This is a genomic window from Streptomyces alanosinicus, from assembly GCF_014650595.1.
Taxonomy (GTDB): Bacteria; Actinomycetota; Actinomycetes; order Streptomycetales; family Streptomycetaceae; genus Streptomyces; species Streptomyces alanosinicus.
This window is the reverse complement of sequence record NZ_BMVG01000001.1, coordinates 1009978-1029944: the sequence shown is the minus strand read 5'-3', so window position 1 is coordinate 1029944 and position 19967 is coordinate 1009978. Positions and strand designations below refer to the sequence as shown.

The following is a 19967-nucleotide window of genomic DNA, read 5'->3' as shown; positions in this document are numbered from 1 at the left end:
ATGAGTCGTGAAGGTCACAGAGCACTTCCAGATGCCGCGCGAAGGGGGCAGGATGGGCAAGTTGGCGGCACTGAGTGCCGCCAATGGGCCCAATGGTCGACCCCGAGTGCACTCTCCTGAGCCAAATGGGGGATGGTAGAGACAGTCAGGGCACCTCGAAGATGAGGCACTACGTCGGTGAGGGAAGACGTGAGCGACAACTCTGTAGTACTGCGGTACGGCGACGGCGAGTACACCTACCCGGTGGTCGACAGCACCGTCGGCGACAAGGGCTTCGACATCGGGAAGCTCCGCGCCCAGACCGGGCTGGTGACCCTGGACAGCGGGTACGGCAACACGGCCGCGTATAAATCCGCTGTCACCTACCTCGACGGCGAGTCGGGCATCCTCCGCTACCGCGGCTACCCCATCGAGCAGCTGGCCGAGCGCTCCACCTTCCTCGAGGTGGCGTACCTGCTGATCAACGGCGAGCTGCCCACCGTCGACGAGCTGACGACGTTCAAGAACGACATCACGCGGCACACGCTGCTGCACGAGGACGTCAAGAACTTCTACAAGGGCTTCCCGCGTGACGCCCACCCGATGGCCATGCTGTCCTCGGTCGTCTCGGCGCTGTCCACCTTCTACCAGGACAGCCACAACCCCTTCGACGAGAAGCAGCGCGACCTCTCCACGATCCGGCTGCTCGCGAAGCTTCCGACGATCGCGGCGTACGCGTACAAGAAGTCGATCGGCCACCCGTTCGTCTACCCGCGCAACGACCTCGGCTACGTCGAGAACTTCCTGCGCATGACCTTCTCGGTGCCGGCGCAGGAGTTCGACCTCGACCCGGTCGTCGTCGCCGCGCTGGACAAGCTGCTGATCCTGCACGCCGACCACGAGCAGAACTGCTCGACCTCCACGGTCCGTCTGGTCGGTTCCTCGCAGGCCAACATGTTCGCGTCGATCTCCGCCGGCATCAGCGCGCTGTGGGGCCCGCTGCACGGCGGCGCCAACCAGTCCGTGCTGGAGATGCTCGAAGGCATCCGCGACTCCGGCTCCGACGTCGACACCTTCATCCGCAAGGTGAAGAACAAGGAGGACGGCGTCCGCCTGATGGGCTTCGGCCACCGGGTCTACAAGAACTTCGACCCGCGCGCCAAGATCATCAAGGCCGCCGCGCACGATGTGCTCTCCGCGCTGGGCAAGTCGGACGAACTCCTCGACATCGCCCTGAAGCTGGAGGAGCACGCGCTCTCCGACGACTACTTCGTCGAGCGCAAGCTGTACCCGAACGTCGACTTCTACACCGGTCTGATCTACCGGGCCATGGGCTTCCCGACCGAGATGTTCACGGTCCTGTTCGCCCTCGGCCGGCTGCCGGGCTGGATCGCCCAGTGGACCGAGATGATCAAGGAGCCGGGTTCCCGTATCGGCCGTCCGCGCCAGATCTACACGGGCGTCGTCGAGCGCGACTTCGTGCCGGTCGAGGCGCGCTGACACCTGGCGGTGAGGGGCGCCGTTCCATCGGCGCCCCGGTGGCGGGCCGAGCTGCCCCGGGCGGGCCGAGCCGCCCCGGTGGCGGGCCGAGCCATGGAAGAGTGGCCGTAGCCATGGAAGAACGGCCGTAGAAGAACAGTCGTAGAAAAACAGAAGGCGCCCTGTCGCCGGTCCCCCCACGGGCCGACGATCAGGGCGCCTTCCCATGTCCCGGTGCGGATTCCCCCCACGGGATCCGGCCGGGCGCTCGGAGAGGACAGCGCCTGAATCGCTGTCGTCGAGCAGAATGAGCAAAACTCGTCCTGCTCCAGTGATGCGGTGCGGTCTGCCGGGACAACGCACGCTGGGAGGGCCGCTCAAAGCTTCCCTGTGTGCGTGCCCCGGCAACGCATCTCTGAGGAAGTCCCCCAAGACATCCCCAGATGCCGGCTGACGCCCCCCAAGACGCCGAACCGACATCGCCAACTTAGACCTTCGAACCCCTTCGATGGTTACGTTCGCATCACTGTGATCTGCGTCTCTTGCATATGTCCATTAGGTACGCAAGAGCCCCGATACAGCGATCGGGGCTCAGGCGTAAGGATGATGCGCGAGCCTTGTGAAGAGCTTATGTGAGGCTCGCGTAGGACTCCAGAGGGTGTCTCAACTTCGGTGGGCGGCGAACCGCCGGTAACCTCGCGGGATTTCAGCGGAAGCGGCGCAGCCGCAGGCTGTTGGTCACCACGAACACCGAGGAGAAGGCCATCGCCGCGCCGGCGATCATCGGGTTGAGCAGCCCGGCGGCGGCGAGCGGCAGCGCGGCCACGTTGTAGCCGAAGGCCCACACCAGGTTGCCCTTGATGGTGGCCAGCGTCCGCCGGGAGAGCCGGATCGCGTCGGCGGCCACCCGCAGGTCGCCGCGGACCAGGGTCAGATCGCCGGCCTCGATCGCGGCGTCGGTGCCGGTGCCCATGGCCAGGCCCAGGTCGGCGGTGGCGAGCGCGGCCGCGTCGTTGACGCCGTCGCCGACCATGGCCACGGTCCGCCCCTCGCGCTGCAGCCGTCGTACGACGTCCACCTTGTCCTCGGGGAGCACCTCGGCGAACACGTGCGTGGCCTCGATCCCGACCGTCCGCGCGACCGCCTCGGCGACCGTCCGGTTGTCGCCGGTGAGCAGCACCGGTGTGAGCCCCAGGGAGCGCAGCTCGTCCACCGCCTCGGCGCTGGTCTCCTTGACCGCATCGGCGACGGTGAGGACGCCGCGGGCCCGCCCGTCCCAGCCGGCCACGACGGCCGTACGGCCCTGCTGCTCGGCCTCACGGGCCGCGCGGGTCAGCTCCGGCGGTACCTCGTCGTAGAGCCGCCCCACGGCCACCTCGCGGCCGTTCACGCGCCCGCGCACGCCCTGCCCGGGGACGTTCTCGAAGTGCTCGGCCGCCGGCAGTGATCCGGTGCGTGCCTGCGCGCCGGCGGCGATCGCGCGGGCGATCGGGTGCTCGGAGGCGTGCTCCAGGGCGCCGGCGAGGCGCAGCAGCTCCTTCTCGTCCTCGCCCTCGGCGACGTACACCGCCTGGAGGGTCATCCGGCCGGTGGTGACGGTGCCGGTCTTGTCCAGGACGACGGTGTCGACGCGGCGCGTGGACTCCAGTACCTCGGGGCCCTTGATGAGGATGCCGAGCTGGGCGCCGCGTCCGGTGCCGACCATCAGCGCGGTCGGTGTGGCGAGGCCCAGGGCGCAGGGGCAGGCGATGATCAGGACGGCCACGGCGGCGGTGAACGCGGCGACCGTGTCGCCGGTGAGGGCCAGCCAGACGCCGAACGTGGCGAGCGCGAGGAGGATGACCACGGGCACGAAGACGGCGGAGATCCGGTCGGCGAGCCGCTGCACCTCGGCCTTGCCGTTCTGCGCGTCCTCCACGAGCCGCGCCATCCGGGCGAGCTGGGTGTCGGCGCCGACCCGGGTGGCCTCGACGACCAGCCGGCCGCCCGCGTTGACCGTGGCGCCGGTGACCCGGTCGCCCGGCGAGACGTCCACCGGCACCGACTCGCCGGTCAGCATGGACGCGTCCACCGCGGAGACACCCTCGACCACCGTGCCGTCGGTGGCGATCTTCTCGCCGGGCCGGACGACGAACCGGTCGCCGACGGCCAGGGAACCGACGGGAACGCGCACCTCACGGCCGTGACGCAGTACGGCGACGTCCTTGGCGCCCAGCTCCATCAGCGCCTTCAGGGCCGCCCCGGCGCGCCGCTTGGAGCGGGCCTCCAGATAGCGGCCGAGCAGGATCAGGGCGACGACCCCGGCGGCGACCTCCAGATAGATGGTGGAGGCGCCGTCCATGCGCGAGACGGTGAAGCGGAACGCGTCGTGCATGCCGGGCATGCCCGCGTCACCGAAGAACAGGGCCCACAGCGACCAGCCGAACGCGGCCAGGGTGCCGACCGAGACCAGGGTGTCCATGGTGGCGGCGCCGTGCCGGGCGTTGGTCCAGGCGGCCCGGTGGAAGGGCGCGCCGCCCCAGACGACGACGGGCGCGGCGAGGGTGAGGGAGAGCCACTGCCAGTTGTCGAACTGCAGCGCCGGGATCATCGCGAGCAGGACCACGGGCGCGGCGAGCAGGGCGGAGACGAGCAGGCGGTGACGGAGGGCGCCGAGTTCGGGATCCCGCTCGGGGGCTTCCGCTCGGGCCTTGGGCTCCGACGCCGGCGGCGCGGGCTCCTCGGCGGTGTAGCCCGTCTTCTCCACGGTGGAGATCAGGTCGGCCACCAGGACGCCCTCACCGAAGGCGATCTTCGCCTTCTCGGTGGCGTAGTTGACCGTGGCGCTGACGCCCTCCATGCGGTTGAGCTTCTTCTCCACCCGGGCGGCGCAGGAGGCGCAGGTCATCCCGCCGATGAGCAGCTCGACCTCGGCGGTGCCGGCTATCGCGGTCGGGTTCTGTGCCGCGTTCTCTGCGGTGGTGCTGGTCATGTCCGGACTCCAGACATCGGACCGGGCCGTGCGGATCCAGTATCAGCTGGTCGGCACGGCCCGATCGGGGAAAGGTTTCGGGTCCCGCCCGCGACGACGGGACCGGTCGTACGTGCCTTGCGTTTCGTGCGTGCCCTGCCGGTCAGGCGTGTCGTGCGTGCTTTGCTGGTCGGGCGTGTCGTACGTGCCCTGCCGGTCAGGCGTGTCGTACGGGTCCCGCGCTCAGATCCTGCCGGCCAGCTCGAAGCCGGCCTCGTCCACGGCGGCGCGCACGGCCTCGTCGTCCAGTGGGGTCTCGGAGACCACGGTCACCTCGCCGGTCGACGCGACGGCCTTCACCGAGCTGACGCCGGGGAGCTGGGAGATCTCGCCGGAGACGGAGCCTTCGCAGTGGCCGCAGCTCATTCCGGTCACCTTGTAGACCGTGGTGACGGAGCCTGTGGTGTCGGTGTGGGCGGTCATGTCGTTACTCCTCGTCGAGGCGGGTGGGGCCGGTGGGGCCCGCGAGGGAGCCCCACGTTCTCCACACTATACCCCTAGGGGGTATTTCACCAAGAGGTGTCCCGGCGCGTCAGCGTCCGCACCCAGCCGACGCCGGCCAGGGCCACCAGGGCCAGCCCGCCGACCGAGAAGAGGGTGAACAGGTGCTCCTGCGCGGTGCTCGGCCGGGCGAGGTATCCCAGGGTGAACAGTCCTCGGTGCAGGCCGGTGCCGGTGCCGGTCAGCCGGGCGGCCATCCACAGCGCCAGGCCGTGCGTGGAGTCCCACAGGGCGTGCAGCAGGGACACCCCGAGGCAGGTGCCGAGCACCGGCGCGGTGACACGGAAGCCTCCGCTGAGACGGCGCCGGGCCAGCAGCGCGCCGCCGGCGATCGCGGTCCACAAGCCGTGCCCGAAGGGGACGAGCACTCCGCGCAGGACCTCCGTCTCCAGCAGGGACCGCAGTCCGGCACCCCGGGCGGAGGCGGCCGCGTCGAAGGCGTACCCGGCGCTCTCCAGGGCCGCGAAGCCGAAGCCGACGGCCGCCCCGAGCACCAGCCCGGCGCGCAGCCCGCGCAGATACGGCAGCCGGTGCAGCACGAACACCAGCGTCGCGAGCTTGGCCGCCTCCTCGATCAGGCCGACGCAGACGAACGTCCCGGGGGAGGGGCGCAGCAGATACGACTCCGTGAGCGAGGCGCCGAGCGCGCCGAGGGCCCCGCCGGCCAGGAAGCAGCCGAGAATCGCGCTGACGCCCAGGTCACGGCCGTGCCGCTCGTACGCCCACAGCACGAAGACGACCGGTACGAGAAAGCTGCCGAGCAGGATCAGCGTCGGCAGCGGCGTGCTGTTCCGCGTCTCGTACGTGATCCACGCGGTCAGCGCCCACAGGGCGAGCCCGCCGCCCAGGCAGCGCCGCCACAGGCCCGCGCCGATGCGGGGGTACGGCGGTGGCGGCTGCTGGGGGCCGGGTATGCGGGCCTTGGGTGTGCCGGGAGGCGGGGGGTGGCTCACGTCGGTCCCCTCGGACGGCTGCTGGGCGATTTATCCGCACTGTAGGCAGATGTTCCGGGTGTCGCAGTCCGGGACGGGCCGCGTCGGCCGCCCGCAACCGGGTCGCCGCCGAGGGGAGTTCGAGGCCGGTGGTGTCCGGGTCAGCCGCGGCCGAGCCGGTCGCCCACCAGCGGTTCCAGGTAGCGCATCAGGACGTCCTTGACCTCCTGGACATAGGCCGCGCGCTCGGCGCCCTCGTGGGCGAGGACCAGCTCCAGTCCGGCCTTGTAGATCCCGAGGCAGACGTGCGCCGTGCGGGTGACGTCGGCCTGGCCGGCGCCGGGCATCAGGGAGCCGAGCAGGCCCTCGATCCGGCCGGTCAGCGTGGTGTACAGCTGGTCGTGCGTCTCGGCCATCCGGCCCGGGATGTCGGGGCCGTGCATCAGCGCGAAGAACACCGGGTGCTCGGTGTTGAAGGCCATGAACCGGTCGATGGCGGAACCGACGGCCTCCTCCAGCGGGGTGGCGGGATCGATCGGGGCCAGCGCCTCGCCGTAGGTCTCCCGCATCTCGTGGACGAGCCGGTCGCCCAGCTCGATCGCGATCGCCTCCTTGTTCGGGAAGAACTGGTACAGCGTCCCCGGCGAGACGCCGGCCTCGCGGGCGATGGCGTTGGTGCTGGCGGCGGTGTAGCCGGTGGTGCAGAAGACCCGGGCCGCCGCTTCGAGCAGCTGGGTGATACGGCGCTCGCCGCGGGCCTGCCGGCGGCGCGGCTGCTCCTTCTGTGTCTGCGCCTGTGTCTGCGCGTTGTCGGGCACGAGTTGTCCCCAGATCTCCGAACGGGATTGACAAACACGAGCTATCGCTCGCATTCTGTGAAAACGCGAGCGATCACTCGTGTTTGCCATTTTACGGTTTCCACGGTGAAGGGGACACCGCACCATGACCGAAGTCAACAGCCCGCCCCGCCCCGGCGGCTGGACCCGATTCGTGACCGCCCGGCCACGCCTGTCGCTGCTGGTGGCCCTGGTGCTCACCGCGCTCGCCGTGCTGGCCGGCAGCGGTGTCGCGGACCGTCTCGGCAGCGGCGGGTGGGAGGACCCGGCCGCCCAGTCGACGTATGCCACCAAGGCCCTGGAGCGGGAGTTCCCTGATTCCCAGCCGAACCTGCTGCTCCTGGTCGACGCGGGCCGCGCCTCGGTCGACGATCCGGCGGTCGCCGCCCGGGCCCGGGGCCTGGCCGGCCGGCTGGCGGGGGAGAAGGGCGTGACCGGCGTCGGCTCCTACTGGCAGAGCAGGTCACCCGCCCTGCGCGCCGAGGACGGCCACGAGGCGCTGATCGCCGCCCGCATCACCGGCGACGAGAACGCGATGGCCAGGACCCTCGACCGCATATCCCCCCGCTACCGGGGCGCGCACGGCCCGGTCCAGGTGAAGGTCGGCGGCATCGTCGCCGTCCGGCACGAGATGCAGACGATCATCAAGGAGGATCTGACCCGGGCCGAGCTGATCGCCCTGCCGATCACCCTTGTGCTGCTGGTGATGGTCTTCGGCAGCGCCGTCGCCGCCCTGCTGCCGCTCGGTATCGGCATCGTCGCCATCCTCGGCACCAACGCCGTCCTGCGCGCTCTGACGTCCTTCACCGACGTCTCCGTCTTCGCGCTCAACCTCACCACGGCCCTCGGTCTGGGCCTGGCCATCGACTACGCCCTGTTCATCGTCCGCCGCTACCGCGAGGAACTGTCCACGGGCGCAGACCCGTTGACGGCGGTCGCGGCGACCCTGCGCACCGCCGGGCGCACGGTGCTCTTCTCCGCCCTCACCGTCGCGGTGTCCCTGGCCGCCATGATGGTCTTCCCGCAGTACTTCCTGCGCTCCTTCGCCTACGCCGGCATCGCCGTGGTCCTGCTCGCCGCGGCCGCCGCCCTGATCCTGCTCCCGGCCGCCCTGGTCCTGCTCGGCCATCGCGTCAACTCCCTGGACCTGCGCCAGCTGTTCCGCCGGGGCCGCGACCGGGGGCCCGACGGGGGTAGGGCCTGGGCGCGGACCGCCGGCCTGGTGATGCGCCGCGCCCCGCTCTTCGCCCTCGGCACCACCGTTCTGCTGATGACCCTCGGACTGCCCTTCCTGGGCGTGAAGTTCGGCACGGCCGACGACCGCCAGCTCCCCTCGACCGCCGAGTCCCATGTGGTGCAGGACCAGATCCGCGAGGGCTTCCCGGGCAGCCCCGGCGGCGGTCTGGAGATCCTCGCCGAGGGCAGGACCACCGGCGCCCAGTACGCCGCCTACAAGCAGCGGGTGGCCGCCCTGCCCGAGGTGGTCCGTGTCGAGGGTCCGCTGGTCAAGGGCGACGCCGCCTACTTCACGGTGCGGCCGAAGGGGGAGGCCGTGGGCGACGCGGCCCAGCGCCTGGTGGGCGACGTACGAGCCCTCCGCCCGCCCTTCGACACCAAGGTGACCGGCACCGCGGCGGTCCTCGTCGACACCAAGCACGCGATAGCCGAACGCCTGCCCTGGGCAGCCGTGTTCATCGCCGTCGTCACCCTGCTCCTGGTCTTCCTGCTGACGGGCAGCGTGCTGATACCGATCCAGGCGGTGGTGCTCAACGCGCTCAGCCTGACGGCGATGTTCGGCGCCGTGGTCTGGGTGTTCCAGGACGGCCATCTCTCCGGCCTCCTCGGCTTCACCAGCCCGGGCTCGGTCGAGACCACCCTGCCCGTGCTGATGTTCTGCGTGGCCTTCGGACTCTCCATGGACTACGGCGTGTTCCTGCTCTCCCGCATCAAGGAGGAGTACGACCGCACGGGCGACCACGACGCGGCCGTGCGGCACGGACTGCAGCGCACCGGCGGGCTGATCACCGCGGCGGCGGTCATCCTCGCGGTGGTGATGGTCGCCATCGGCACCTCACGGGTGACCAACACCAAGATGCTCGGCCTCGGCATCGCGCTCGCCGTGCTGATGGACGCGATGGTCGTCCGGAGCCTGCTGGTCCCGGCGATCATGCGGCTGACCGGGCGGGCCACCTGGTGGGCGCCGGCACCCCTGCGCCGCCTCCACGCACGGTTCGGTCTGAGCGAGGGCGAGCCGGCGGCACCGGCGCAGGTGAGAGAGCCGGCGGGGGTGTGAGGCCGCCGGCCGCCGTGGCAGGGTGGGCCCATGAGAGCCGTGGTGTTCGAGAAGTTCGGTGAGCCGGCCGAGGTCCGGGACGTCCCCGACCCGGAGCCCGCGGAGCACGGCGTGGTCGTCCGGGTGGCGGCCACCGGCCTGTGCCGCAGCGACTGGCACGGCTGGATGGGCCACGACCCCGACATCACACTGCCGCATGTGCCGGGGCATGAACTCGCCGGTGTCGTCGAGGCGGTGGGCTCCCGGGTGACCGGATGGCGGCCCGGCGACCGGGTCACCGTGCCGTTCGTGTGCGCCTGCGGCACCTGCCCGGCCTGCGCGGCGGGCGACCGGCAGGTGTGCGAACGCCAGACCCAGCCGGGCTTCCACCACTGGGGCTCCTTCGCGCAGTACGTGGCGCTCGACCACGCCGACGTCAACCTGGTGGCGATCCCCGACGACATGGCGTACGCCACCGCCGCCGCCCTCGGCTGCCGTTTCGCCACCGCCTTCCGCGCGGTGGTGCAGCAGGGCCGGGTGGCGGCGGGGGAGTGGGTCGCGGTGCACGGCTGCGGCGGGGTCGGGCTGTCGGCCGTGATGATCGCGGCCTCGGCCGGCGCCCGTGTGGTCGCCGTCGACGTCTCGCCCCAGGCCCTGGACCTGGCACGGGCCTGCGGGGCCGCGGAGTGCGTCGACGCGACCGGACTGCCCGACCCGGCCGAGGCCGTCCGCGAGCTGACCGGGGGCGGCGCCCATCTCTCCCTCGACGCGCTCGGCTCGCCCGCCACCTGCGCGGCCTCCGTGAACGGCCTGCGCCGCCGCGGTCGGCATGTCCAGGTGGGCCTGCTGCCCTCACCGGACGGCACCACACCCGTCCCGCTGGCCCGCGCCATCGCCCTGGAGCTGGAACTGCTCGGCAGCCACGGCATGGCCGCGCACGCCTACCCCGGCATGCTGCGCCTCGTCCGCTCCGGCGTCCTGCGCCCCGACCTCCTGGTGACCTGCACGATCACCCTCGACGCGGCACCGGCGGCCCTCGCGGCGATGGGCAGGGCACCAGGAGCCGGAGTCACGGTCATCGAACCGCGGACCTGAGAGCGGCCCACCGGCGGTCGAGGCTGATGGAGCGACTGTGCCCCACGCGAGCGGTGGGGCACAGAGGACTTCTTCCCGGGGGCCGGGGGCGGGGTCAGTCCGGTTGGCGGCCCCGGTTGCCCGGCCGGGAGGCGACCCAGGCGCGGACGGTGTCGGCGTACCAGTAGGGCTTGCCGCCCTCCACATGGTCGGGCGGGGGCAGCAGCCCGTGTTTGCGATAGGACCGTACGGTGTCCGGCTGCACTCTGATGTGCGCCGCGATCTCCTTGTAGGACCAGAGCCTTCGGTCGGTCATGACCCGCACCTCCCTGCGCGCGCCGCGGCGGCGGCCGGGGGCGGCCGTCGGGGGAGCCGGGCGCTGCGCTGGCGATCACCAAGCCTGTGTCCGGTGAACGACACAGAGTGACCGGAGGACAGGGCCTGTCGACACGGTGTGACGCACAACCCGCGTACTCGGGACATGCGTGACACAAACACGGCGTTTGTGACGTGGCCGACGCAAAGGTGTGCGCCGGGGGTGCCGACACGGCGCGTGGACGCGGCACGGGTCCGTTCGCGAGGGCGGGCCGGGCCTGCTGCGTCAGCCCCGGCCCGCCGGCTTCCCCGCATCGCCCGGCGACCGCGTCCCAGGGGCGCACTCCTGGCCCCGTCCCCCTGGGGCGACCTAGGCCCTAGCCGCCCGGCACTCCCGTCTCCCCCGTCTCCCCTGTCTTCCCCCGTCTCTCCCGGGAGTTCGATGGCCGGGTGAACAGCGTGCCCGGTGCCGGCCCCGCGGGTCTTGGAGAAAAGCGCACCGTGGCCGGGGGCGAGTACCAGACTCGTCGCCTCGCCCGCCAGGAACTCCCCGGGACTGCAGCCGGTCATGGTCCTGAGCTCACCGCTGAAGTGCGCCTGGTCGTAGTACCCGCACAGCGCCGCGGTCTCCGCCTGCCCGTGTCCCGCGGTCAGCAGCCGCCGCGCCCGTTGCACCGGCAGCACCCGGGCCGCCGCCTTCGGCGGAAGGCCGATCTGCTCCCGGAAGCGGTTCTCCAAGTGCCGTACGCTCCAGCCCGCTTCCGCGGCCGGCCGGGGCACCGGGAGCCGGCCGGAGCTGCGCCCGAGCGGCGACCAGGCGTGCACCACCCGCTCGGAGACGGGAGCGCCCGCGCGCATGCGCTCCAGCAGCGCCCGGTCGAGCAGCGCGAACCGTTCCGGCCGGCGGGGCAACGCGGCGAGCGCGGCCGCGAGTTCGCCCAGCGGCACCCCCGCCGGGCCGGCCAACTCGTCCGGATGCAGGGAGCGGTTGGCCAGTTCGTACTGCTCCGTGTCGAACAGGGTGAACGCCGCCCAGGGGGCGAGCAGTACCTCGATCCCGGAGAGCCGGCCCGCGTGTTCACCGAGGGCGGGCGCGGCGGTCAGCCCGTTGACGACGGACACGAGGCTCACCGGGGGCCGCCCCGCCCGGGTGATCCGCACCGGCGCCTCGAAGCCCAGCAGCAGCGTGGCCGCCGCGATCGGTGTCTCCAGCCGGCGGCGCGGCCGGTCGAGGGTCAGCCGTATGCCGCGATAACTGATCACTCCCGGCCGCAACGCCGGATGCGGCCGGGCAGACACGGTCGACACGGCACCCATGCTACGAGCGGGACGGACGCCTCCCCAGGTGTCGGGCGCCGATCCGATCCGGATACGGGACAGTGAGTGAGGAGGGTGACAGCGACGTCATGGGTGCCGGAGCGCGAGCGGACGGAAAGCGCTGTCCCTGACTGGTCCGAATGTCTGGACAAACTATTGACAGGGCTCGGTGTGGGGGACTACAAAACCGGGGAGAGCCGTGACGAAGGGAAGCCGATGGCCTACGACCTGATCACCATGGGACGGATCGGAGTGGACCTCTACCCGCTGCAGACCGGTGTCCCGCTCGCCCAGGTGTCGTCCTTCGGCAAGTTCCTCGGCGGGTCGGCGACGAATGTCGCGGTCGCCGCGGCCCGGCTCGGCCGGCACACCGCCGTGATCACCCGGACGGGCGACGACCCGTTCGGCGCCTATCTGCACGAGGCGCTGCGCGGGTTCGGCGTCGACGACCGCTGGGTCACCCCGGTCCCCGGGCTGCCGACCCCGGTCACCTTCTGCGAGGTCTTCCCGCCGGACGACTTCCCGCTCTACTTCTACCGGCAGCCCAAGGCGCCCGACCTGGAGATCGACGCCCACGACCTGGACCTCGACGCCATCCGCGAGGCCCGCGTCTTCTGGGTCACCGGCACCGGACTGAGCGAGGAGCCCAGCCGTACGGCCACTCTCGCGGCCCTCGCCCACCGGGCGAAGGCGGGCCCGACGGTCTTCGACCTCGACTGGCGCCCCATGTTCTGGACCGACCCCGCCGCGGCCCGCCCGTTCTACGCCGAGGCCCTGCGCCACACCACGGTCGCCGTCGGCAACCTGGACGAGGTGGAAGTCGCCACCGGCGTACGCGAGCCGCATGCCGCCGCCCGCGCCCTGCTGGCCGCCGGGGTCGAGATCGCCGTCGTCAAGCAGGGACCCAAGGGCGTCCTCGCGGTCAGCCGCAACGGCGACTGTGCCGAGGTCCCGCCGCTGCCCGTCACCGTCCTCAACGGACTCGGCGCCGGCGACGCCTTCGGCGGCTCCCTGTGCCACGGCCTCCTCGAAGGCTGGGACCTGGAGACGGTGATGCGGCACGCCAACGCGGCCGGCGCCATCGTCGCCTCCCGCCTGGAGTGCTCCTCGGCGATGCCCACCCCGGACGAGGTGGCCGCCGCGCTCGACGCCGGAGCGGTGCTGTGAGGGCCGGCCGGGTCACGGGCACCCACACCGAGGGCGGGGACGCCGGACGCAGCCCCCGCGTCGACGTCGCCGAACTCGTCCGCGTCCGCACCCACCACCCCGAGGCGATCGCCGAGGCCGCCGCCCGCCGGGCCCGCCGCCCGCTGCTGGACGAGAACGGCCGGCTGATGATCGTCGCCGCCGACCACCCGGCCCGCGGCGCGCTCGGCGTCGGCGACCGCAAGCTTGCCATGGCCAACCGCGCCGACCTGCTGGAACGGCTCTGCCTGGCACTGAGCCGGCCCGGCGTCGACGGCGTCCTCGCCACCGCCGACATACTGGACGACCTGCTGCTGCTCGGCGCCCTCGACCACAAGGTCGTCATGGGCTCCATGAACCGGGGCGGACTGCAGGGCGCCAGCTTCGAGCTGGACGACCGCTTCACCGGCCACCGCCCCGAGGACATCCAGCGGCTCGGCTTCGACGCGGGCAAACTGCTGCTGCGCATCGACTACGACGACCCCGGCTCGCTGACCACCCTGGAGTCCACCGCCCGCGCCGTCGACGAGATGGCCGCGCGCCGGCTGCCGGTCTTCGTGGAGCCGTTCATCAGCCGCCGCGACTCCGCGGGAAAGCTGGGGAACGACCTGTCGGCCGAGGCGGTCACCAAGTCCATCGCCATCGCCTCCGGCCTCGGCGGCTCCTCCGCCTACACCTGGCTGAAGGTCCCCGTCACCGACGACCCCGACGACATGGCCCGGGTCATGGAGACCTCCACCCTGCCGGCCGTACTGCTCGGCGGCGACATCGGCGACTCGCCCGAGGGCCAGGTCGCCGCCTACGAGAAGTGGCGCGGCGCGCTCCAACTGCCCACCGTGCGCGGCCTGGTGGTCGGCCGCTCGCTGCTGTACCCGGCGGACGGCGATGTGGCCGCCGCCGTGGACACCGCCGTAGGACTGCTGTGAGGGCCGCATGACCAGCACCGATCTGCATCTGCCCAAGGGCGCCACCGCGAACGACCGGTACGCCGTCGACATCGGCCCCGAGTCGGCCGCCTGGACACACAGCAGCCTGCGCGTCGTCGAGTTGGCGCCCGGCGGCGGCCATACGTTCACCACAGGCGACAGTGAGTGGATCGTGCTTCCGCTGGAAGGCGGATGTACCGTACAAATCAAGACTGCGTCAACCGAGCAGTGCGAGTTCCAACTCCTGGGCCGGGAAAGCGTGTTCGCGGACGTCTCCGACTTCGCGTACGTTCCCCGGGACGCCCGGGTCCAGATCGCCTCCGGCGCGGGAGGCCGCTTCGCCCTGGCAGGAGCGAAGTGCGAGCGACAACTCCCCGCCCGCTACGGCCCCGCGCCGGAGGTCCCCGTCGAGCAGCGCGGCAGCGGCGCCTGCGCCCGCCGGGTGCGGAACTTCGCCTCCGCGGACTCCTTCGACTGCGACAAGCTGATCGCCGTCGAGGTGATCACCCCGGGCGGCAACTGGTCCTCGTACCCGCCGCACAAGCACGACGAGCACCGGCCGGGCGAGGAGTCCGAGCTGGAGGAGATCTACTACTTCGAGATCGACGGTCCGAACGGCCTCGGCTATCAGCGGGTGTTCCCCTCCCGCGCGGGCGGCTCCGACGTCCTCGCCGAGGTCCGCTCCGGGGACGCCGTGCTCGTCCCCGACGGCTGGCACGGCCCGTCCATCGCCCAGCCCGGCCACGACATGTACTACCTGAACGTCATGGCGGGTCCGGGCGAGACGCGGGAGTGGCGGATCTGCTTCCACCCCGACCACACCGAGACCACAGGGGGATACCGATGACGATCCGGCTGACCGTCGCCCAGGCGCTCGTCCGCTTCCTCGCCGCCCAGCACACCGAACGGGACGGCGCGCGACAGCGGCTGATCGGCGCCACCTGGGGCATCTTCGGCCATGGCAATGTCGCGGGGCTCGGCCAGGCGCTGATCGAGTACGCCGAGGTGATGCCGTATCACCAGGGCCGCAACGAGCAGTCGATGGTGCACGCGGCGGTCGGGTACGCCCGCCAGTCCAACCGGCTGTCCACGCACGCGGTGACGACGTCGATCGGCCCCGGCGCCACCAACCTCGTCACGGGCGCGGCCCTCGCGACCATCAACCACCTCCCGGTCCTGCTGCTGCCCGGCGACGTCTTCGCAACCCGCCCCGCCGACCCGGTGCTGCAGCAGCTGGAGGTGCCGTACGCGGGCGATGTGTCGGTCAACGACAGCCTGCGCCCGGTGTCGAGGTACTTCGACCGGGTCACCCGGCCCGAAGCCCTGATCCCCTCGGCGCTGCAGGCCATGCGGGTCCTCACCGACCCCGTCGAGACCGGCGCGGTCACCCTCGCCCTGCCGCAGGACGTACAGGCGGAGGCCTTCGACTGGCCCGAGGAGTTCTTCGCCGAGCGCGTGTGGACGGTACGCCGGCCGGGCGCGGACCCCGTCGAGCTGGCCGAGGCGGTCCGGGCGGTGCGGGACGCGCGCCGGCCGCTGGTCATCGCGGGCGGCGGCGTCCACCACAGCCGCGCCGAGGCGGCCCTCGCCGAGTTCGCCGAGGCCACCCGCATCCCGGTCGCCTCCACCCAGGCCGGCAAGGGCTCCCTGCGCTACGACCATCCGCAGGACGTCGGCGGGGTCGGCCACACCGGCACCGCGACCGCCGACGAGCTGGCCCGCACCGCGGACCTGGTGATCGGCGTCGGCACCCGCTACACCGACTTCACCACCGCCTCCGGCACCCTCTTCGAGAACCCGGACGTCCGTTTCCTGAACCTCAACATCGCGCCCTACGACGGCCACAAGCTGTCCGGGCTGCCGCTGGTCGCCGACGCCCGCAGCGGTCTGGGCGAGCTGACCGAGGCGCTGGCGATGCACGACCACACGGCGGCGGAGCCGTACGTCACCGAGTACACCGAGGACAAGGAGCGCTGGGAGCAGCGCGTCGACGCCTGCCTCGCGGCCGACGAGATCGACGTACGGCCGACCCAGCCGCAGGTCATCGGCGCCCTGGACGCCCTGGTGGACGAGTCCGACATCATCATCAACGCGGCCGGCTCGCTCCCCGGCGATCTGCACAAGCTGTGGCGGACCCGGTCCTTCGACCAGTACCACCTGGAGTACGGCTACTCGTGCATGGGCTACGAGATCCCGGCCGCGCTCGGGGTGAAGCTCGCCGCGCCGGAGCGCAACGTATGGGCGCTGGTCGGCGACGGCACCTATCTGATGATGCCGACCGAGATCGTGACCGCCGTGCAGGAGGGCATCGCGATCAAGGTGTTGCTGGTGCAGAACCACGGGTACGCGTCCATCGGCGGGCTCTCGGAGTCGGTGGGCGGCGAGCGGTTCGGCACCGCCTACCGCTTCCAGGCCGGCGACGGGACGTACACGGGCGACCCGCTGCCCGTCGACCTCGCCGCCAACGCGGCCAGCCTGGGGATGCGCGTGCTGCGCGCGAAGACCGTACGGGACCTGCGCGCGGCGCTCGCCGAGGCGCGGGCCGCCGACACTCCCACATGTGTCTACGTGGAGACCGAAACGTCCGACACTGTGTCGGGCGCGCCTCCGGCGCAGGCCTGGTGGGATGTTCCTGTGGCCGAGACCGCGACCCGCCCGTCGGCGGTCAAGGCACGTGAGCTGTACGAACGGCACGTCTCGACCCGACGCCGCCATCTGTAAGAAGGAGTCTCTGGGCATGACGAAGATCGTCAACCACTGGATCGGCGGCAAGACCGTCGAAGGCGCGTCGGGCACGTACGGGCCGGTCACCGACCCGGCGACCGGCGCGGTCACCACCAAGGTCGCGTTCGCGTCGGTCGAGGAGGTGGACGCGGCCGTCGCGGCGGCCAAGGACGCCTACGCGACCTGGGGCCAGTCCTCGCTGGCCCAGCGGACCACCGTCCTCTTCAAGTTCCGGGCGCTGCTGGACGCCAACCGGGACGCGATCGCCGAGCTGATCACCGCCGAGCACGGCAAGGTGCACTCCGACGCGCTCGGCGAGGTCGCCCGCGGTCTGGAGATCGTGGACCTGGCCTGCGGTATCAACGTGCAGCTGAAGGGGGAGCTGTCGACGCAGGTCGCCAGCCGGGTCGACGTCTCCTCCATCCGGCAGCCGCTCGGTGTCGTCGCGGGCATCACGCCGTTCAACTTCCCGGCGATGGTCCCGATGTGGATGTTCCCGATCGCCATCGCGTGCGGCAACACCTTCGTGCTCAAGCCGTCCGAGAAGGACCCTTCGGCGTCGCTCAAGATCGCCGAGCTGCTGTCCGAGGCCGGTCTGCCGGACGGTGTCTTCAACGTCGTACACGGTGACAAGGTGGCCGTGGACCGGCTGCTGGAGCACCCGGACGTCAAGGCGGTCTCCTTCGTCGGCTCCACCCCGATCGCCCGCTACATCCACACCACCGCCGCCGCCAACGGCAAGCGCGTGCAGGCGCTCGGCGGCGCCAAGAACCACATGCTGGTGCTGCCGGACGCCGACCTGGACGCGGCCGCGGACGCCGCGGTGAGCGCCGCCTACGGCTCCGCCGGCGAGCGCTGCATGGCCATCTCGGCCGTCGTCGCGGTCGGCGCCATCGGCGACACGCTGGTGGAGAAGATCCGTGAGCGCGCCGAGAAGATCAAGATCGGTCCGGGCAACGACCCGACGAGCGAGATGGGCCCGCTGATCACCAAGGTCCACCGCGACAAGGTGGCGTCGTACGTCTCCGGTGCCGCCGCCGAGGGCGCCGAGGTCGTCCTGGACGGCACCGGGTACACCGTCGAGGGCTACGAGGACGGCCACTGGATCGGGCTCTCGCTGCTGGACCGGGTGCCCACGTCGGCGAAGGCCTACCAGGACGAGATCTTCGGCCCGGTGCTGTGTGTGCTGCGCGTGGACACCTATGACGAGGGCGTGGCCCTCATCAACGCCTCGCCGTTCGGCAACGGCACCGCGATCTTCACCCGGGACGGCGGCGCGGCCCGCCGCTTCCAGCTGGAGATCGAGGCGGGCATGGTCGGCGTGAACGTGCCGATCCCGGTGCCGGTGGGCTACCACTCCTTCGGCGGCTGGAAGGACTCGCTCTTCGGCGACCACCACATCTACGGCAACGACGGCACGCACTTCTACACCCGCGGCAAGGTCGTCACCACCCGCTGGCCCGACCCGGCCGACGCCCCCACGGGCGTGGACCTGGGCTTCCCGCGCAACCACTGACCGTAGTCAGACCCCGCCGTCAGGCCGTCCGGATTCCGGACGGCCTGACATTTTTTTGATGCGTCGGCTGCGGTTCCCGTTCACGTGGGACGAAACGGGTGACGAAGGGGTTACATGAAGATGACCTTCAAAAGCAAGGTCACATTCGCCCAAGGCTTGATGGATGCCTCCACCAGGCTTCACAGCCTGTGAATGTGATGCGACGTACGACCCTTCGCAGCTGCGGATTCCGAAGGTAAACGGCCATTGACGCGGCGGTTTTCGTCGGGGTTCCATGCAGCACCGTCCCTGCCGCCGGAGGCATCCGTACGAGTCGATCGGAACCGCCGCATGACCGACACGCTCCCGAAGTCCGTGGCCGACACCGCGCCCGCCCAAGCGCCGGGCCTGAAGCGTTCCATCGGTGTCGTCGGCGGCACCCTGCTGACGCTGTCGTGCGTCACGCCCGCCTCCACACTGTTCGTGATCGTGCCCGACCTCTTCTCCAGCCTGGGCACGGCGACCGCGCTCTGTATCGCCATCGGCGCGCTGCTCTGTATCCCCGTGGCGTTCTGCTACTCGGAGCTGGGCACCCTCATCCCCAGCGCGGGCGGCGAGTACGCCATGGTCTCCACCCTGGCCGGACGGCTCGCCGGCTGGCTGGCCTTCGTGATGTCACTGCTCGTCGTGATGATCGTCCCTCCGGTCATCGCGATGGGCACGGCCGACTACCTGGCCCCGGTCGTCCACCTCGACCCGTCCCTCACGGGCGCCGGCGTGATGCTCGCGGCCACCCTCGCCGGTCTGCTGGACCTGCGCGCCAACGCCTGGATCACCGGCATCTTCCTGGTCCTGGAGGTCGTCGCCGCCGGCGTCGTCGCCCTCCTCGGCTTCACCCACGCCCACCGCGGCGCGAGCGCCCTCGGCTCCCTGCGGGTGGCCGGCGAGCACGCGCACGTCAACCCCGTCACGGCCATGATGGTCCTCTCCGGACTCGCCATCGCCCTCTTCGCCACCCAGGGCTTCTCCACCGCCGTCTACCTCTCGGAGGAGCTGGAGAACCCGCGCCGCAACGTCGCCCGCACCGTCCTCGCCACGCTCGCCATCTCCGGCGTCGTCATCCTGGTGCCGGTCGTCGCGATCACCCTGGGCGCCGGTGACCTGAAGACCCTGACCGGCGGCGACATCTCCAGCATGGTCATCGCCTGGAGCAACTCGGCCGTCGGTACCTTCGTCAGCCTGTGCGTGGCCCTCGCGATCATCAACGCGGGCATCGTCATGGTCATCCAGAACTCCCGCGTCCTGTTCGCCTCCGCCCGCGACAAGGCCTGGCCCACCCCGGTCAACAACGCCCTCGCCAAGCTCGGCCGGTTCGGCTCCCCCTGGGTCGCCACCCTCGTCGTCGGCGTCCCCGGCGCCTTCCTCTGCTTCGTCAACCTGGACACCCTGTACGGCGTCACCGGCGTCGCCGTCACCGGCCTGTACCTGCTCGTCGCGATCGCCTCGCTGCTCGGCCGGCGCGGGGCGCACGGCACTCGCAAGGCGTGGCGGATGCCGCTGTGGCCGGCGATGCCGGTCCTGCTCATCGCCGTCCTCGTCTACATCCTGGTCGAGCAGGACCCGTCGTACCTGCTGTGGACCGGCGGCATCACCGCCGTCGCCACCCTCTACTGGGTCTTCTACCTCCGCCCGCGCCGCGCGACCCGCTGGCTCGTGTCCCTCCCGGAGGACGTCCTGTCCGCCGAGGGCGCGCAGGCCTGACCTCGTCCGAGGGCGTTCACACCTGCGGCCCAGGGCGGCACAGCCGATCCAAGGGGCGCGGGGAACGGCGCGACCAGCCATCGACGGCCCGCAGCCGACAACGGCGAAGCACCTCGACGGCGCCGGACCGACCGGCTTTCGTACCGCCGCTGGAGTACGCC

At 71.4% G+C, this 19967-nt stretch carries 15 protein-coding genes; 9 read left to right on the top strand and 6 right to left on the bottom strand.

Annotation, left to right across the window (positions count from 1 at the left end):
- Window positions 1-189 precede the first annotated feature (189 nt).
- Window positions 190-1479 carry a citrate synthase gene (locus IE277_RS04680; RefSeq protein ID WP_189948695.1) on the top strand — a complete coding sequence of 430 codons (1290 nt, stop codon included), beginning with the start codon at window positions 190-192 and terminating at the stop codon, window positions 1477-1479.
- A 685-nt stretch (window positions 1480-2164) separates the two neighbouring features.
- Here IE277_RS04680 and IE277_RS04675 read toward each other — a convergent pair.
- The 4 genes from IE277_RS04675 to IE277_RS04660 form a co-directional block, all read right to left on the bottom strand.
- The gene (locus tag IE277_RS04675; protein WP_189948693.1) at window positions 2165-4429 is read right to left on the bottom strand and encodes a heavy metal translocating P-type ATPase; all 2265 of its coding nucleotides are present in this window, start codon (window positions 4427-4429) and stop codon (window positions 2165-2167) included.
- A 222-nt stretch (window positions 4430-4651) separates the two neighbouring features.
- Complete coding sequence (locus tag IE277_RS04670; protein ID WP_189948691.1) at window positions 4652-4891, bottom strand: heavy-metal-associated domain-containing protein; 240 nt, start codon at window positions 4889-4891, stop codon at window positions 4652-4654.
- Between the two features lie 86 nt (window positions 4892-4977).
- Entirely contained in the window at window positions 4978-5922 is a 945-nt protein-coding gene (locus tag IE277_RS04665; protein WP_189948690.1) for a PrsW family intramembrane metalloprotease, read from the bottom strand.
- Between the two features lie 140 nt (window positions 5923-6062).
- Entirely contained in the window at window positions 6063-6719 is a 657-nt protein-coding gene (locus IE277_RS04660) for a TetR/AcrR family transcriptional regulator (RefSeq protein WP_229880601.1), read from the bottom strand.
- Between the two features lie 124 nt (window positions 6720-6843).
- Between IE277_RS04660 and IE277_RS04655 the strand changes: the two genes are divergently transcribed.
- Entirely contained in the window at window positions 6844-9030 is a 2187-nt protein-coding gene (locus IE277_RS04655; RefSeq protein WP_189948685.1) for an MMPL family transporter, read from the top strand.
- A 30-nt stretch (window positions 9031-9060) separates the two neighbouring features.
- Window positions 9061-10104, top strand: a complete 1044-nt coding sequence (locus tag IE277_RS04650; RefSeq protein ID WP_189948683.1) for a zinc-dependent alcohol dehydrogenase family protein — start codon at window positions 9061-9063, stop codon at window positions 10102-10104.
- 94 nt (window positions 10105-10198) lie between these two features.
- Here IE277_RS04650 and IE277_RS04645 read toward each other — a convergent pair whose 3' ends face one another.
- Entirely contained in the window at window positions 10199-10399 is a 201-nt protein-coding gene (locus IE277_RS04645; RefSeq protein ID WP_189948682.1) for a helix-turn-helix transcriptional regulator, read from the bottom strand.
- Window positions 10396-11706, bottom strand: a complete 1311-nt coding sequence (locus IE277_RS46940; RefSeq protein WP_229880599.1) for an AraC family transcriptional regulator — start codon at window positions 11704-11706, stop codon at window positions 10396-10398. Before IE277_RS46940 ends, IE277_RS04645 begins: the two co-directional genes overlap by 4 nt.
- 225 nt (window positions 11707-11931) lie before the next feature.
- On the opposite strand from IE277_RS46940, the gene iolC reads away from it, so the two are divergent.
- The 6 genes from iolC (at window position 11932) to IE277_RS04610 (ending at window position 19806) form a co-directional block, all read left to right on the top strand.
- Entirely contained in the window at window positions 11932-12882 is a 951-nt protein-coding gene (gene iolC / locus IE277_RS04635; RefSeq protein ID WP_189948681.1) for a 5-dehydro-2-deoxygluconokinase, read from the top strand.
- A gap of 107 nt (window positions 12883-12989) precedes the next feature.
- The gene (locus IE277_RS04630; protein ID WP_189949228.1) at window positions 12990-13826 is read left to right on the top strand and encodes a Cgl0159 family (beta/alpha)8-fold protein; all 837 of its coding nucleotides are present in this window, start codon (window positions 12990-12992) and stop codon (window positions 13824-13826) included.
- 7 nt (window positions 13827-13833) lie between these two features.
- Window positions 13834-14673 carry a 5-deoxy-glucuronate isomerase gene (iolB, locus tag IE277_RS04625; RefSeq protein WP_189948679.1) on the top strand — a complete coding sequence of 280 codons (840 nt, stop codon included), beginning with the start codon at window positions 13834-13836 and terminating at the stop codon, window positions 14671-14673.
- The gene (gene iolD / locus IE277_RS04620; RefSeq protein WP_189948677.1) at window positions 14670-16547 is read left to right on the top strand and encodes a 3D-(3,5/4)-trihydroxycyclohexane-1,2-dione acylhydrolase (decyclizing); all 1878 of its coding nucleotides are present in this window, start codon (window positions 14670-14672) and stop codon (window positions 16545-16547) included. Before iolB ends, iolD begins: the two co-directional genes overlap by 4 nt.
- Window positions 16548-16563: 16 nt before the next feature.
- On the top strand, window positions 16564-18066 hold the full coding sequence (gene mmsA, locus IE277_RS04615) for a CoA-acylating methylmalonate-semialdehyde dehydrogenase (RefSeq protein ID WP_189948676.1): 1503 nt from the start codon (window positions 16564-16566) through the stop codon (window positions 18064-18066).
- Between the two features lie 330 nt (window positions 18067-18396).
- Complete coding sequence (locus IE277_RS04610) at window positions 18397-19806, top strand: APC family permease (protein WP_189948675.1); 1410 nt, start codon at window positions 18397-18399, stop codon at window positions 19804-19806.
- Window positions 19807-19967: the final 161 nt, after the last annotated feature.